This window comes from Sporosarcina sp. YIM B06819, from assembly GCF_033485175.1.
GTDB lineage: Bacteria > Bacillota > Bacilli > Bacillales_A > Planococcaceae > Sporosarcina.
This window is the reverse complement of sequence record NZ_JAWLIQ010000005.1, coordinates 1-14,725: the sequence shown is the minus strand read 5'-3', so window position 1 is coordinate 14,725 and position 14,725 is coordinate 1. Positions and strand designations below refer to the sequence as shown.

Genomic DNA, 14,725 nt, shown 5'->3' with positions numbered 1-14,725 from the left:
GTATGGCTATATATTTTGATTCAAAGAATAATAGATTTCATCTACAAGCAAAAGATACGAGCTATGTCATGGAAATTGTACGTGACGGCTATTTACTCCATCTGTATTGGGGAAGAAAAATAAATGACTTTAACTATTCAAATGAAATTCAACTTGTAGACCGTGGTTTCTCCGGGAATCCCTACAAGGAAGATCGAACGTTTTCACTGGATACGTTACCACAGGAATACCCACAGTTCGGGAATACGGACTATCGCAAGCCGGCTTATCAAGTCCAACTAGAAAATGGCTCGACCATTAGTGATTTGCGCTATGAGTCGCATGTCATTCAAAAAGGAAAACCAGGATTACAGGGTCTTCCGGCTACTTATGCGGAAGACCCTAACGAAGCGGAAACGTTAGAAATTGTCATGCGGGATGCGCTAACAAATTTAAAAGTCGCGCTCTGTTATACCGTCTTTAAACAGTTTAATGTCATTACGCGATCTGTAAAATTCCTCAACGAAGGCACAGCGTCACTCAGCCTATTGCGTGCTTTAAGCGTCAGTGTTGATTTTAGGGATGCAGATTTCGATTTCATGCATCTTCATGGTGGTCATGTTAAAGAAGGTCATATTGAGCGTCAACCACTTAGACATGGTATTCAATCCATTGAAAGCGCAAGAGGCGGAAGCAGTCACCAGCATAATCCCTTCATGGCATTGCTAAGAAAAGGTGCCAACGAGCATATGGGTGATGTATATGCATTCAGTTTTGTTTATAGTGGAAACTTCCTTGCCCAAGCAGAAGTCGATCAATTTAACAATACAAGAGCAACGATGGGTATCAACCCATTCGACTTTAATTGGAAACTTGAACCGGGAGAAATGTTCCAAACGCCTGAAGCTGTAATGGTGTTTTCAGCGACTGGGCTTGGCGGTATGTCGAGAACGTTCCATGAGCTATACAGAACTCGTTTAACGAGAGGGATGTACAAGGAGCAAGAACGTCCAATTCTCGTCAATAACTGGGAAGCTACTTACTTTGATTTTAATGCTGACAAAATTCTTGATATTGCCAAAACAGGTCAAGAGCTCGGAATGGAGCTAGTCGTTTTGGATGACGGTTGGTTTGAAAAAAGAAATAGTGACCACTCCTCGCTCGGGGATTGGTTCGTAGATACCGAGAAACTACCGAACGGACTAGATGACTTGGCTAGTCAGGTAACGGACATGGGTATGAAGTTCGGTCTATGGTTTGAGCCAGAAATGATTTCAGTTGACAGTGATCTATACCGCGAGCACCCCGACTGGTGCCTGCATGTTCCAGGGCGTAACCGCTCGGAAAGCCGTAATCAGCTAGTTCTCGATTTTTCTAGGACGGATGTTTGTGAGGAAATTACGAAACGTGTTTGTTCGATTTTAGAAAGTGTACCGATTTCTTATGTGAAATGGGACATGAATCGTTCCATGACGGAAGTTGGATCCGCATTATTGCCAGCTGACCGACAAAGAGAAACAGCTCACCGTTACATGCTTGGCCTGTATAACGTTATGGAGACCATCACTTCTCGCTTCCCTGAAATTCTATTTGAAAGCTGCTCTGGGGGGGGCGGTCGTTTTGACCCTGGTATGCTTTACTATATGCCTCAAACATGGACAAGCGACAATACAGATGCCATTTCACGCTTGAAAATTCAATACGGTACGAGTATGGTCTATCCGATTATTTCAATGGGTGCACATGTATCAGCCGTTCCGAACCATCAAGTTGATCGGATAACATCACTCGCTATGCGTGGAGATGTTGCAATGTCAGGGAATCTTGGCTATGAGCTTGATTTAACGAAGCTAACGGAAGATGAAAAAATAGCAGTTACAGCACAAGTAGCAAGATATAAAGAAATTCGCAAGCTTATCCAATTTGGTGAATTTTATCGTTTGAAGAGTCCTTTTGAGGGCAATGAGACAGCTTGGCTGTTCGCCAATAAAGATAAAACAGAAGTCATCGTGTACTTGTTCCGTGAACTCGCAGAGGCGAATGCAGCAATTGGAAGTGTACGCTTGGCAGGCATTGATACAACGAAAAAGTATGAATTGCTTGGAACGGATAAAGTATATGGCGGCGACGAACTTACTTACGCAGGTTTAAGCATTCCAATCGAAATGAAGGGCGACTTCCAAAGTCACGTCTGGCATTTCAAAGCATTATAAGTAAGGAAGATGACGATGCGTATCCCCTGTTCAACGAAATAGGGACCATCGTTTTCTTTCTATGCTTCAACTTATTTATCTTCATTCAGCAGAAATTCCCGCTGAATGAAGATAAAGCCTCCGGCGGATGTCACAGATTTTTAAGGGAACTTAAGAAGGCAGTCTAAGTACGCGACGTCCTGTCGCAACGACTGCATGACCTACTTCCTATAGGCCTCAAGCTCGAAAAAATCTGGACACAATTACGCCGCGGCATAATTGATACATAGAAATGAGGGATTGTAGTGGTTGCACATCATCAAAAACGAATCACAAAAGCTGAACAAGCCCTACAAGTGGCAAGTGAAAAAGTGAAAGATACGCCATACCGACTTGGCTATCACATCACGGCTCCAGCATACTGGATTAATGATCCGAATGGGTTAATCCAATGGAACGGTGACTATCATGTATTCTTTCAGCATCATCCATTTGGCCCAAAGGGAGGGCCCATGCACTGGGGGCATGTGAAAAGTAAAGACCTTGTCCACTGGGAACATCTCCCTGTTGCACTCGCACCAGGAGACGAGTTCGATAAAAGTGGCTGCTTTTCAGGAAGTGCCATTGAACATGATGGTGAATTGCTTCTTTTCTATACAGGGCATAACAATCTGAATGAAGATGGCTCCGATTTTTTTGAAGTACAATGTGTTGCGAAAAGTAGTGACGGTATTCATTTTGAAAAGTTGGCGGGTAATCCAATTATTTCAACACCACCGGAAAATGGTTCTTCACATTTTAGAGACCCAAAAGTTTGGAAACACGAAGATACATGGTATATGGTGTTGGGGAATCAAGTCGACGAGCTAGGCAATGTACTTTTATATGAGTCTACTGATTTATCTAACTGGGTCTATCAAGGCGTTATAGCACAAAGTGAAGGTAAAATGGGTTATATGTTTGAATGCCCGGACTTTTTTGAACTTGAAGGAAAGCATATCTTGCTTTTCTCACCACAAGGAATTGAGCCTGAAGGAGATTTATATCAGAATCTTTATCAGAACGGAACGTATATTGGTGATTTTGATTATCAAACAAAACAATTTTTGCATGGCCAATTTACCGAGCTTGATAAGGGTTTTGATTTTTATGCAGGGCAAACCTTGCTCGATGATCAGGGAAGGCGAATTTTGTTAGGCTGGATGAGCATGTGGGAAACTACAATGCCAGAACAAGAACATGGTTGGGCTGGGGCGTTAACATTACCGAGAGAGTTGAAATTCAATAGTTATGGTGAACTTTCAATGACTCCAATCAAGGAATTGCAACAATTAAGAACGGTAAAAAGTGTAGTTGAGGCTGCTACAATTAACGATAACGTTCGATTATCAGCTATTAAAGGTGATCAGCTTGAAATTATTGCTGAGTTTTCATTAAAGGATAGCACAGCTGAAAAATTCGGTCTTAATATTCGATGCTCTGCAGATGGTAAGCAAAAAACAGAAATTTTTTATCAGACTGCTGAAGGTAAAGTTGGGATTGACCGGAATCTTTCAGGGCATGGCGAGGGTGGAATTAGACAAAGCATCATTCATGGCCGAGACCGCGAAATACTTAAACTCCATCTGTTTATAGATAAATCTTCTCTTGAATTATTTGTCAACGACGGCGAAACAGTAATGACCGCCCGAATCTATCCAGACCAAACGAGCATCTTGGTTGAATTATTTAGTGATAGCGGAGAAACAAAACTAATTCAGCTCGATGCGTGGGAATTGAAGAATAGTTGGATGGGGATTTCTTAACTAACGAGTGACTAAGTGTTTCAAACGTATTGCTTATACTTCTATCGGCATAATAAAAACCAAGTAACTAAACACCGTTACTTGGTTTTTATTTAGCTGTGGCCTATCTTTAGTTAGACTCGTTCAATCATAAATTCGAATGTATAATCTCCAGCTGCGTTAATCCGATATTCTTCGTGGACTGGCGCACCCCAGCTATCATCACCACCGACACCCATTTGCCTGCCCGCAATCGTAATAACTGTATAATGAACATTTGGTCGTTCATACAGATGTGCTGCATGTTCTAATTCAAATGCCGTGTAAGGTGAAATTGTGCATTCTAAAGGTTGCTCTGTAGCTAAAATGCGGATACCATGCCCCTTTTCATCGGTCACATTTACGCGGCGGACACCTGTCCGGTTTCCAGATTCTTGTGGCATTGCATAAGTAGCAATACTATCGCTCGCTGTATTTTTAAAGACACCTAATCTTGCCCCATTTGCACGGTCAATATAATTCTCTTCTGGTCCTCTCGCATACCATTCAAGCTGATCATAATCCGCTGACGTTTTAAACGATACTGCAAAAATCGGTAAATCCGGTAAACCAGCGACACCATAATAAGATGAACGAACCTTGACACGACCAATTGCATCAACTGCGTACGCAATGGTCACCTTCAAATCTGGGTGTAGTGCTAAGGCATAATCGAAAACAACCGTTGCATGTGCGGCTTCTGTATGAACTGTATAGCCAACACATTTTTGCCCCAGACTCGCCGCATACCAACCACTCTTGTCAAAACCTGCTTGAATACCAAGGTCATTATCCGTCTGCGCTCGCCAAAATAATGGTACGGGTGGCTGCTCAATCATTTCTTGTCCTCCATAGTTCAATGAAACCATTGTCCCCTTCGGGATTGAAAAAATCGCACTGAAATTTGGGCCATGAACTCCAATACTAGCGGTACCTGTCACTACACGTACTTCACCTTCTAAAGTTTGTTGATTGCGTTGTCCTTCTTCGAATACAAACTCTCCGAATGCAACTTCAAAACCTGCATCTGCCCAGATTGTTTTTTCTTTTAATACAAAGGTAGTGTGAATGACATATTCACCACTCACCTGAAAAATAGCTGGATACACTAATTCAATGTACTTTTCGCTTTCTGGCGCAACATTTACCTCTTGTTCCGCACGATACACTTCTTCCCCATCACGAGTCACACGGTATGCAAGCACAACATCACTGGTGCCTGTAAATAGACGATCATTGATAATTTTTACACCCTGACGATCCGGCACCAATTTTAAATCTTGATATAAAAATCGAACTTCTTGCATTTTCGGCGTCAACTCGCGATTCGCATACACAATGCCATTGACACAAAAATGATAATCCGTTGGCCGATCGTCAAAATCACCACCATACGCTAAAAACTCTTGCCCATAACGATCGGTTTTCACTAGTCCTTGATCAATATAATCCCAAATAAATCCACCTTGATACATCGGATATTTGCGCTCTAGGTCAGTATATTTTTTCATTCCACCGAGTGAATTACCCATGGCATGCATATATTCGCAACTAATATACGGCTTATCTGGATTGCTTGTTAAGTATTCCTCAATCTCATGTGGTTTTGCATACATTCTACTTTCCATATCACTCGTATCATTATATTCACGATTGTGGAACACGCCTTCATAATGGACTAAACGACTTGGATCAACATCTCTAAAATAATTCGATACGTTCAACAACACTTCGCCAGCATATGATTCATTACCACATGACCATATTAAGATGGATGGATGATTTTTATCACGTTCAAACATTGAAATAGCTCGATCCATCACAATATCTTGCCACTCAGGTCGATTTCCTGGAATTACCCATGATGGCTCAACCTTACCTAGTTTCTGCCACGAACCATGCGTTTCTAAATTCATTTCGTCAATCACATAAATACCATACTGATCACAAAGTTCGTACCAATAACTTTGGTTTGGATAATGAGCTGTTCTCACCGCATTTATATTATTTTGTTTAAGTGTTTGAATATCCCAAAGCATATCTTCCTTAGTGATAGCTCGACCACGACGACTATTAAATTCATGGCGATTAACACCTTTGAATAGAATTCGTTTACCATTCAAATGCATCAGCTTGTTTTTCATTTCAAATCGACGGAAGCCAATCTTTTGCGGAATAACTTCAACTAAAGTACCCGACTCGTTAAAAATCTGGATAAATGCTTGATATAAATATGGATTTTCTGCGCTCCATAATTCAGGACTTTCAACAGCTAACGATAAGGACGCTGATATTCCTGTCAATTGCTGTTCGACCGTGCCAATCACCTTATTCGCTGCGTCTTCTAACACCAGGACCACTTTTGCACCTTCAGCAGCAGTTAACTTCAAGTCCAACTCTAATATCGCATTGTTATAGGAATCATCCAAATTAGTCCGAACATGCAGGTCTTCAACATGAATTTCAGGTTTACTATATAAGTACACGTCCCTGAAAATACCAGAAAACCGCCAAAAGTCCTGATCTTCTAACCAGCTACCTGTACTGCGCTGATAAACTTCAACAGCCAGTTTATTTTCTCCCGCCTGTAAAAATGGTGTAAGTTCGAAATCTGACGGCGTAAAACTATCTTCACTGTATCCGACAAACTCCCCGTTCAGCCAGACATAGAATGCGGTTTCTACACCTTGGAAGGAAATGAACAATGGTTGATGCTCCATTTTTTCCGGAACGGTAAATGTTCTGACATAACTACCAACAGGGTTATTATTAACCGGAATTTCTGGGGGACGAATATCATCATGTGCCTCCCAAGGGTAGATTGTATTGACATACTGTGGTTTCCCAAAACCTTGGAGCTGGATATGTCCGGGTACCTCGATTGTCGCCCAACCTGCACAATCAAAAGTAGAAGTGTAGAAATCCACAACTCGACTTCGGGGGTTCGGAGCATAATTAAACTGCCAGGTACCATTTAAATCATAACGGAAATTCATATCACCGAGTTTTCTTGCTTCCTCGACGGTCTCATAATATCGATAATCAGCATGTGCAGGCACTCGATTTACTGCAAATATATTTACATCTGTCAGCCAATCTAAACTAGGTTTCATCATGATAGAAAGTCTCCTATTCTTGGAATATATTTATTTTACAGAACCCATCATTCCTGCTACAAAATGCTTTTGCATTAGGAAAAAGACTAAAGCCGTCGGGATTGTTCCAATCACAATCGCAGTCATAATCACACCGAAGTCTGGAGAATAACTTGAGCCTAAATTCGATATAAGCAATGGTATCGTTTGGTTCTCTGGGGATTGTAAAACAACCAATGGCCATAAAAAGTTATTCCAACTCGCCATAAACGTAATAATCGCCGCTGCCGCATACGTTGTTTTCATCGTCGGTATAAAAATTCGGATAAAGATTCCAATCTCACTTACCCCATCAATCCGTCCTGCTTCAATCAACTCTTTAGGGAACATTTTTGTACTTTGCCTAAAAAAGAAAATCAAAAAAGCTGTTGTCATCGTTGGTAAAACAACTGACATTAACGTATCAATCCCAATGGCCGGAAGCACTTGCGAAACCGATCCGAACATTCGGAATAAAGGGACCATCAACGCCGCAAAAGGAATCATCATTGAAAGTAACAAAATGTTAAAAACAGTATCCTTAGCTTTACTGCGATAGATCTCAAATCCATATCCAGCTAATGAAGCAATGATTAACGATAAAATTGTTGTCGTAATTGAGATCTTCGCCGAATTCATTAATGCTGAAGAAAGGTCAGTTGTATCTAGTAGAGTTCGCATATTTTCCATAAAGTGACTACCAGGAAGTAACCGCCCCTTCGTCACATCGACTGATTTATTCGTTGCACTGACAAGCATCCATAGGAAAGGGAAAAGCGAAATGACCGAGACGACAATCAAAAATCCGTAAATTCCTATTCTTTTCAACTTAGTCATTACGTTCACCTGCCAATTTGAACTGAAGTATTGCTAGTATTATAATAATGAAGACTACGAAGTAGGAAACTGTCGCTGCATAGCCAAAGTCTGGTGTGTACTTAAATGACAGATTATAAATATATTGAGAAATAGATATCGTTGCATTTCCCGGTCCACCTTTAGTTATGTTTACAATTTCATCAAATAACTGTAGTGTTCCAATTGTCGATATAATTGAGGTAAATAATATAATGGGTTTCAACAAGGGAATTGTAATTTTAAAAAACTGTTGAATAGGAGAAGCCCCATCTATTCTAGCTGCTTCATAAATCGACTGATCCACATTTTGCAATGCCGATAAATAAAATATCATATTATAACCCGTCCAACGCCATGTAATCGCCATGATAATCGTTACTTTCGCCCAAAATGGATCAGTAATCCAATTAAGACTTTCAGATACAAGTGATAATTTGAGCAATAATTGATTTACTAAGCCATCGCCTGAGAATAAGTATTTAAAAATAACCGAATAGGCAACGAGCGAGGTTACACAAGGTAGAAAGATCGCAGTCCGAAAGAATCCTTTCAGTTTTAACGCACGATCATTCAATAAAACTGAAAGTAATAAGCCAAGCAGAATCATAACTGGGACTTGCACTAATAAGTAGATAAATGTATTTTTAAAAGCAGCGATAAATGTAACATCAGTCAGAACACGTTTGTAATTACCTAATCCGACAAATTTTAAATTTGTACCTGTACCTGATTGAAAAGATAGAATTAATGCTTGAAACATTGGGTAAAAATAAAATGTGAAAATCATCACGACTGCTACTCCAATAAATAACCAACCAATTAGATTGGTTTTCAATCTACTGCTCACATCGACTCACTTCCTTCCCTAAATAATCAGTTATAAATAAAATCTTAAGCCCACACGATTGCGCCGATCAATCCGTTAGCGACTCGTGTGGGTCTCGAGATTTCTTAATAGATCACTTATTTAAATTGTGCTTCCGCTTGCTTTTGAGCATCCTTTAGGACTTCATTAATATCTTTCCCATTTATATAGTTCTGCATTTCAACAGCTACGATATCATCGATTGCATACGTGTGCATGCCATAGTTTACGCCGATGATATCTTCTGTCCAAGCAGCAAAGTCAGCTATAACCGTTTGCCCGCCGAAAAATTTATCTTCGAGTGCATAGGCAGTACCCTCTGAAGCAGGTTTATACGTACCAATTGCTCCGATTTCAGTAATGAGTTTTTGATACAATTCAACATTCGAACCAAATGTTTTTCCTAGGAAGTCCGCTGCTTGTTCAGCACCAGGTATATTTAATACGTACCAAGAACTTCCACCCAAGTTCGAAGCATTTACTGCGCCCGAAACATTTAGTTTTGGAATTGGCACAACAGCCCATAATCCCGATTGTGATGCTTCAGCTTTAATAGAAGGCGTAATCCAGTTTCCTGTAGGGACCGTTGCAACAGTTCCATTGTTAAAGTTCGCTAAAAACTCGCCCCAATCAGAGTTCGGCTTAACAATATTGGCGTCTAGCATCGCTTTATATACTTCAAGTGCTTCTTTTAGTGCAACATTATCAGCAATATTTGGCGTCACGCCATCCTCTTTCAGATACCAAGAACCGGCTGTTTGCATCATAATTCGGACAATCCCTAAATCACTTGGATCAATCGTAATGAAATCTTTTCCAGTTACTTCTTTTACCTTCTTCCCAATCTCCACGTACTCTCTCCAGTCGATATTTTGCAAATCTTCAACTGTATAACCTGCTTCTGCTAAATAATCTGTACGGACATACAATCCTGTTACTCCAGTATCAAATGGTATACCAAAGTTTTTTCCATCAAGGCTTGTTGGTGCCAGTTTATATTCAGCAAAGTCAGCTTCATTAAATACATCGGATAATTCATAAAATGCATCTGGATACGCTTGTAAAAAGCTCTGTGCACGGTAATCTTCAATTAACACGATATTAGGTAAACCTTTTTGTGTTCCTGAACTTAAACCAGTATTTAATTTTTGAACGATATCATCTTGAGCATTTTCAATAATCTTGATGTTTGCATCCGGTTGATCTGCTTTGTAGCCTTCAATCGCAATATTTAAAGCTGCAACATTGAAGTTCGGATCCCACGCCCAAATCGTAAGCTCTTCCGTCTCTTTGCCATCGCTTCCTTTGTCTTTACCATCATTACTAGGTTTGGACTCTGGTGTTTCAGTAGAACACGCAGCCAATAACAATATACTTGTAAGAAATAAAACCATTAACTTTTTCATTCTTCTGACCTCCATACTCAAATTTGAAAGCGCTTACCTTACTACCGTTAGCATATCACGGCACAAAAAAAGACCGTTAAGACGATCTTTTGTTTGAATTGTAAAAATATTCGATGTTATAAATATCCCCCTACGTATTCTTTGTACTATTTTTAGATTATTGTATTATCTTTTGTTTGAATGATCGGCAAACGTATTTTCACCTTCGTTCCCTCTCCCAAGGCACTAGATATTTCCACACCATAGTCAGATCCATACAATAGTTTAATCCGGTCATGCACATTTTTCACACCAATCCCACTAAATAATTGACGTTTGCTTTTATAATTTGGTAATCGTTGCCCAGCGTTTACCTCCATCCCATCGCCATTATCAACAACTTCACAAATCAGCATATCTGCCTCTTGACCGACCATAATATGAATGAACCCACCCGACTTTTTATTAAATCCATGAAAAAATGCATTTTCTATAAATGGTTGAATAATTAATTTAGGTAGTTGGTAGTTCAAACAATCTGGTGAAATATAATAATTCACATGAATTTTTCCACCATAACGAACTTGATGAATGAACGCATAGTTTTTCATGTTTGCTAATTCTTGCTCAACGGTAATTGTTTCACTCACATCACCAATAGTATTTTGAAATAAGGAAATCAGTGCCTGAATCGTCCCCGTTGCCTTTTCCTTATCTCCTTGCTGGACAATTATTTTTATCGACGCCAATGTATTATATAAAAAATGCGGATTGATTTGCTGTTGAAGCGCTGTTAACTCCGCATTGCGTTGTTTCTTCTGCGTAGCAATTAACGCCTCAACATATTCATGCAATTCATCAAGCATAAAGTTAAACGCCATCGCCAACTGCTTCGTTTCATAACTGCCGGATTCTGTCACATAATGATCAAAATCGTTTTTCGACATATCCGAAATCTGCTTAACAAGCCTAGTTAACGATTTTGTCATTCTTCGCGATATGATAAAGACCGCCAACAATGCGCTTGCAACAATCGAAATACTAATCAAAACAATGGCTTTCGTGTCAATGATATTGCGTTTAACAATCTCCTGGTCAATTAAATTGATTAAATACATATCAAATGATGGTAAATACTCCACTAACACTACTTGTTTCATTCCATTAAATTCAATACTTTTATAATGAAGACCTTGCTCATCTATTTCTTGCGCATGCACCAGTAACTCTTGTGCCTGTTGACCAATCATCTCATTTCGGTTACTCGAAACAATTCTTCCAGCCTTATCCACAATCACAATATCATTGCCATCACTCGTATAGTTCACATAAAACTGTTTGAAATCTGCTTCCGAAATCGCTACATACATGATTCCATAAATATTGCCCGTTGTTTTTTCCGTCAACGCCTTTGTCGCAACAATCATCGGTTTATCGACATAATGATCATCGTAATGATAGATCAATTGATTCGGCTGTTCATACGTCTTCAGCGTAATTTGATGCTTTGCAAGTTCAGCCTCTTCGATTGACCAATATTCTCGACTCGTCCAATAACTGCGATTATTTACACCTTGGACTGTAATTCCAACCTCATAAGCATCCAAATAAGAGTGCACCCTCACCATTTGCTCTTTCATATTAAAATAAGATTTTGTCATCGATAGTGAATTGACATCTCCCTCGGTTAAAAATGTTTTAACCGACCCGCTTTGTCTAAGACTATTTGCCACAATTACAATCGAATAACTAAACGTTTCAAAACTAGTCTTCATTTGATTGATCACTTTTGAATTTGTAATACTGAACGTATCCATAAATAGTTTTTCCGACATTCGTAGCGTGCTAAAAGTAATCATTACCGAAACCGTCACAATACTAATAACCATCACAACAAATATTTTAATAAATAAGCCGTGGTTATTTAAGCGCTCGAATAAATCCTTCATTTATGACCCTTCTACGCCCTAAAATATTGTCTACGATAACTACTGGGCGATAGTCCTTTCAACTTTTTAAACACTTTGCAAAAATAACTATGATCCGAATAGCCAACAAGCGAACTAATATCCGCTATTGACTCCGTCCCTTTCTGTAACAATTCGATGGACTTCTCAATTCTAACTTGATTTAAATACTCACTAAAACCTTGATTGTTTTTCGTACTAAAATAATTAGACAAATATGAAGGATTAAAATGAAAGTGAGTAGCCATCTCAGTTAAACTGAGGTGGTCCATATAGTGGTCATCAATATAATCCAGTAACCGCTGGATATGCGGATGGGCTTGATCTGATGCTTTTTGGGCAATGACATCCTTCGTTTCTAGTAAAAATTCCGAGAACTGGGCCAATGCATCCTTGGCAATCAAAGCTTCATCAATTCTAGCTATATAAACATATTTCTTCTTATTCAATTCCTTATGTTCATAATCCATATTACCTAACAAGATAGTCACATTAAAAATAACATTACCTAAAAAAGACTTAAACACAAATTCGTCTGTCATATATTGTTTTGTCAATTGTTCGATATGTTGCTCCAAATAAACAAATGCATCCTCAAATTGCTCTCGTTTAAATGCTTCAGTAAAACGGGTTAACCGAAATTGCTCTTCGACTTCCGATAGACTGGGCAATTGATCATAGATAAGTACAGTTGTTTCCGGATAATAAAATCGATAATACGTGAGTGCAGACAGCTTTTCATCGTAGACGATTTTCAAATCCATTAGATTAGTAAATGGTTCCGTTACTATCCAACCAATTTCAAAATTAGCAATTTCCAAGGAATGTCTTATTGTCTGAACGAACCTTTTAATAGCTGGCAATTGATCTTGGTCAAAATTGAATAGATACGTTATTAGTTCTTGTTCGGCCGACATTGGTTTATAGATCACTGCAGGTAAATGCTTGATAATTTCCTGTTCTATTTCTTTCTTTAAGTGTAGTAAATCGGTCGTTCTATTAGATGCCCGCTTTTTAACATCGGCACCAAATAGGCAATAGAATCTATATGGGAATTCTTGTTTCACGATTGAATCATCATGCTCAAATTCGTACCCCGACATAATCCTTTCAATAATCCTCTCAATTGGCATACTTTTGCTATCCTCTTTTACCCGCAATGAAAATGCCGGTAGTCTCGCTGCTACTTGTTGAAGCGTTTTTAGTAATCCCGGCCCTTCTAATTGTGATTTGAGTATATAATCAGCAATTCCGTGTTGAAACGTCGAGCGCACATAGTCAAAATCACCAAAACTACTCAGAATGATGACCTCGATTTGCGGGTAATCGCGTTTGATAATTTTCGTTAGCTCTTCACCGTCCATAACCGGCATCACCATGTCGGTTATGACAATCTGCGGTTGGTGCTCCTTAATAACTGCAAGTGCTTCTTCCCCATTCGATGCTTCCCCAATAATTTGAAAACCTTCTTGTTCCCAATTAATATAATGCTTGATTCCTTGCCTTATTAGGATTTCATCATCAACGATTAGCACTTTACACCACGTTTGCATAATTCCAATCCCCTTTCCCCGAAAAACTATCTAATTCTTCTTATCTTTCAGAATAACAGATTTGGTTTTCCAATCATAGTTACATCTGTATTAGAACAAATTCGGCAATCCAACATTTTCAATTAATTTGATACAGGATGAAATAAAGTTTTTAATTTCAAAAAAGGTACCAGTCTTTAAAACAACAATGCCAATTTGTTTTAAAAGCTGGTACCTAATATTCACCGTTGCTATAAATTTATCAAGCACTCTTTCCTCTAAGGTAAACTTTTATCACAGGAAGCCCACAATTTCAGTTATATTATTAACGTTTCTTTTATATTTGCCAAAAAGAAAAAGAAGGATTCTCATTGAATCCTTCTTTAGTAAAGGAGCTATGCTTAACTTCTAGCACATCACAATAATTGAAGTTGGTGTCGTTTGAGCAGGAATACTTCTAGTGGAAGCACCATAAACAACAATTAGATTACGATTGGCTGGACTCCCTGTAAAGGCCTGCCCGTTTTCCAATAGAATCCTTGTAGTTGGTGAAATGTTCAGTTTTAATGTGCCATCGCTACTTTCTAATCGACGATTAAAATGATCTACTTTGACATTTTGATAAGCCGTATCTCTCACCATTACAAGCGCTCGAAATTGCGGAGGATAGATCAGCGGAACCGGCGCGTTGGCATCATAATAACCAGTAACTCTATCCCCCACTGCCACCATTGCATGGTCTACAAAGTAAGTCGTGGGGGCTACAACAAAATTGACTGTCGCACCATATCCATCATCTACGGATATGATTTTATAACAACCAGCTTCATTGTTTAGCCCAATCGAAAAATTATCAATCATTGTGACAACGCCACTAAAAGGTTGAAAGTTTATCATTCTTTTACCGTTGCCAAAAACCTATAAAAATCTATAAGCCTTGTTTGCTTCCCGCTTCATCGTGCCTGCTTTTGCCGAAGCTACTCGCATTTA

At 39.1% G+C, this 14,725-nt stretch carries 9 protein-coding genes; 2 read left to right on the top strand and 7 right to left on the bottom strand.

The window, feature by feature from the left end; all coding sequences use genetic code 11:
• Nucleotides 1–2: 2 nt before the first annotated feature.
• Both R2B72_RS02845 and R2B72_RS02840 read left to right on the top strand, forming a co-directional pair.
• Entirely contained in the window at nt 3–2,192 is a 2,190-nt protein-coding gene (locus tag R2B72_RS02845) for an alpha-galactosidase (RefSeq protein ID WP_318614696.1), read from the top strand.
• A 284-nt stretch (nt 2,193–2,476) separates the two neighbouring features.
• Nucleotides 2,477–3,976: a glycoside hydrolase family 32 protein gene (locus R2B72_RS02840; RefSeq protein WP_318614694.1), complete on the top strand. Its 1,500-nt coding sequence runs from the start codon at nt 2,477–2,479 to the stop codon at nt 3,974–3,976.
• Nucleotides 3,977–4,089: 113 nt separating this feature from the next.
• Here R2B72_RS02840 and R2B72_RS02835 read toward each other — a convergent pair whose 3' ends face one another.
• The 7 genes from R2B72_RS02835 to R2B72_RS02805 all read right to left on the bottom strand — a co-directional run bounded on the left by R2B72_RS02835 (nt 4,090) and on the right by R2B72_RS02805 (nt 14,632).
• Nucleotides 4,090–7,110 (bottom strand): glycoside hydrolase family 2 TIM barrel-domain containing protein, encoded by a 3,021-nt coding sequence (locus tag R2B72_RS02835; protein ID WP_412177783.1) that lies wholly within the window; start codon nt 7,108–7,110, stop codon nt 4,090–4,092.
• Nucleotides 7,111–7,140: 30 nt separating this feature from the next.
• Nucleotides 7,141–7,965 (bottom strand): carbohydrate ABC transporter permease, encoded by an 825-nt coding sequence (locus tag R2B72_RS02830; protein ID WP_318614693.1) that lies wholly within the window; start codon nt 7,963–7,965, stop codon nt 7,141–7,143.
• Nucleotides 7,958–8,773, bottom strand: a complete 816-nt coding sequence (locus tag R2B72_RS02825; protein ID WP_318614956.1) for a sugar ABC transporter permease — start codon at nt 8,771–8,773, stop codon at nt 7,958–7,960. Before R2B72_RS02825 ends, R2B72_RS02830 begins: the two co-directional genes overlap by 8 nt.
• Nucleotides 8,774–8,949: 176 nt before the next feature.
• Nucleotides 8,950–10,257 (bottom strand): ABC transporter substrate-binding protein, encoded by a 1,308-nt coding sequence (locus tag R2B72_RS02820; protein ID WP_318614692.1) that lies wholly within the window; start codon nt 10,255–10,257, stop codon nt 8,950–8,952.
• Between the two features lie 152 nt (nt 10,258–10,409).
• Nucleotides 10,410–12,185 carry a sensor histidine kinase gene (locus R2B72_RS02815; RefSeq protein ID WP_318614691.1) on the bottom strand — a complete coding sequence of 592 codons (1,776 nt, stop codon included), beginning with the start codon at nt 12,183–12,185 and terminating at the stop codon, nt 10,410–10,412.
• 11 nt (nt 12,186–12,196) lie between these two features.
• Nucleotides 12,197–13,756 carry a response regulator transcription factor gene (locus R2B72_RS02810; protein ID WP_318614690.1) on the bottom strand — a complete coding sequence of 520 codons (1,560 nt, stop codon included), beginning with the start codon at nt 13,754–13,756 and terminating at the stop codon, nt 12,197–12,199.
• A gap of 387 nt (nt 13,757–14,143) precedes the next feature.
• Entirely contained in the window at nt 14,144–14,632 is a 489-nt protein-coding gene (locus R2B72_RS02805; RefSeq protein ID WP_318614689.1) for a hypothetical protein, read from the bottom strand.
• Between the last annotated feature and the right edge of the window lie 93 nt (nt 14,633–14,725).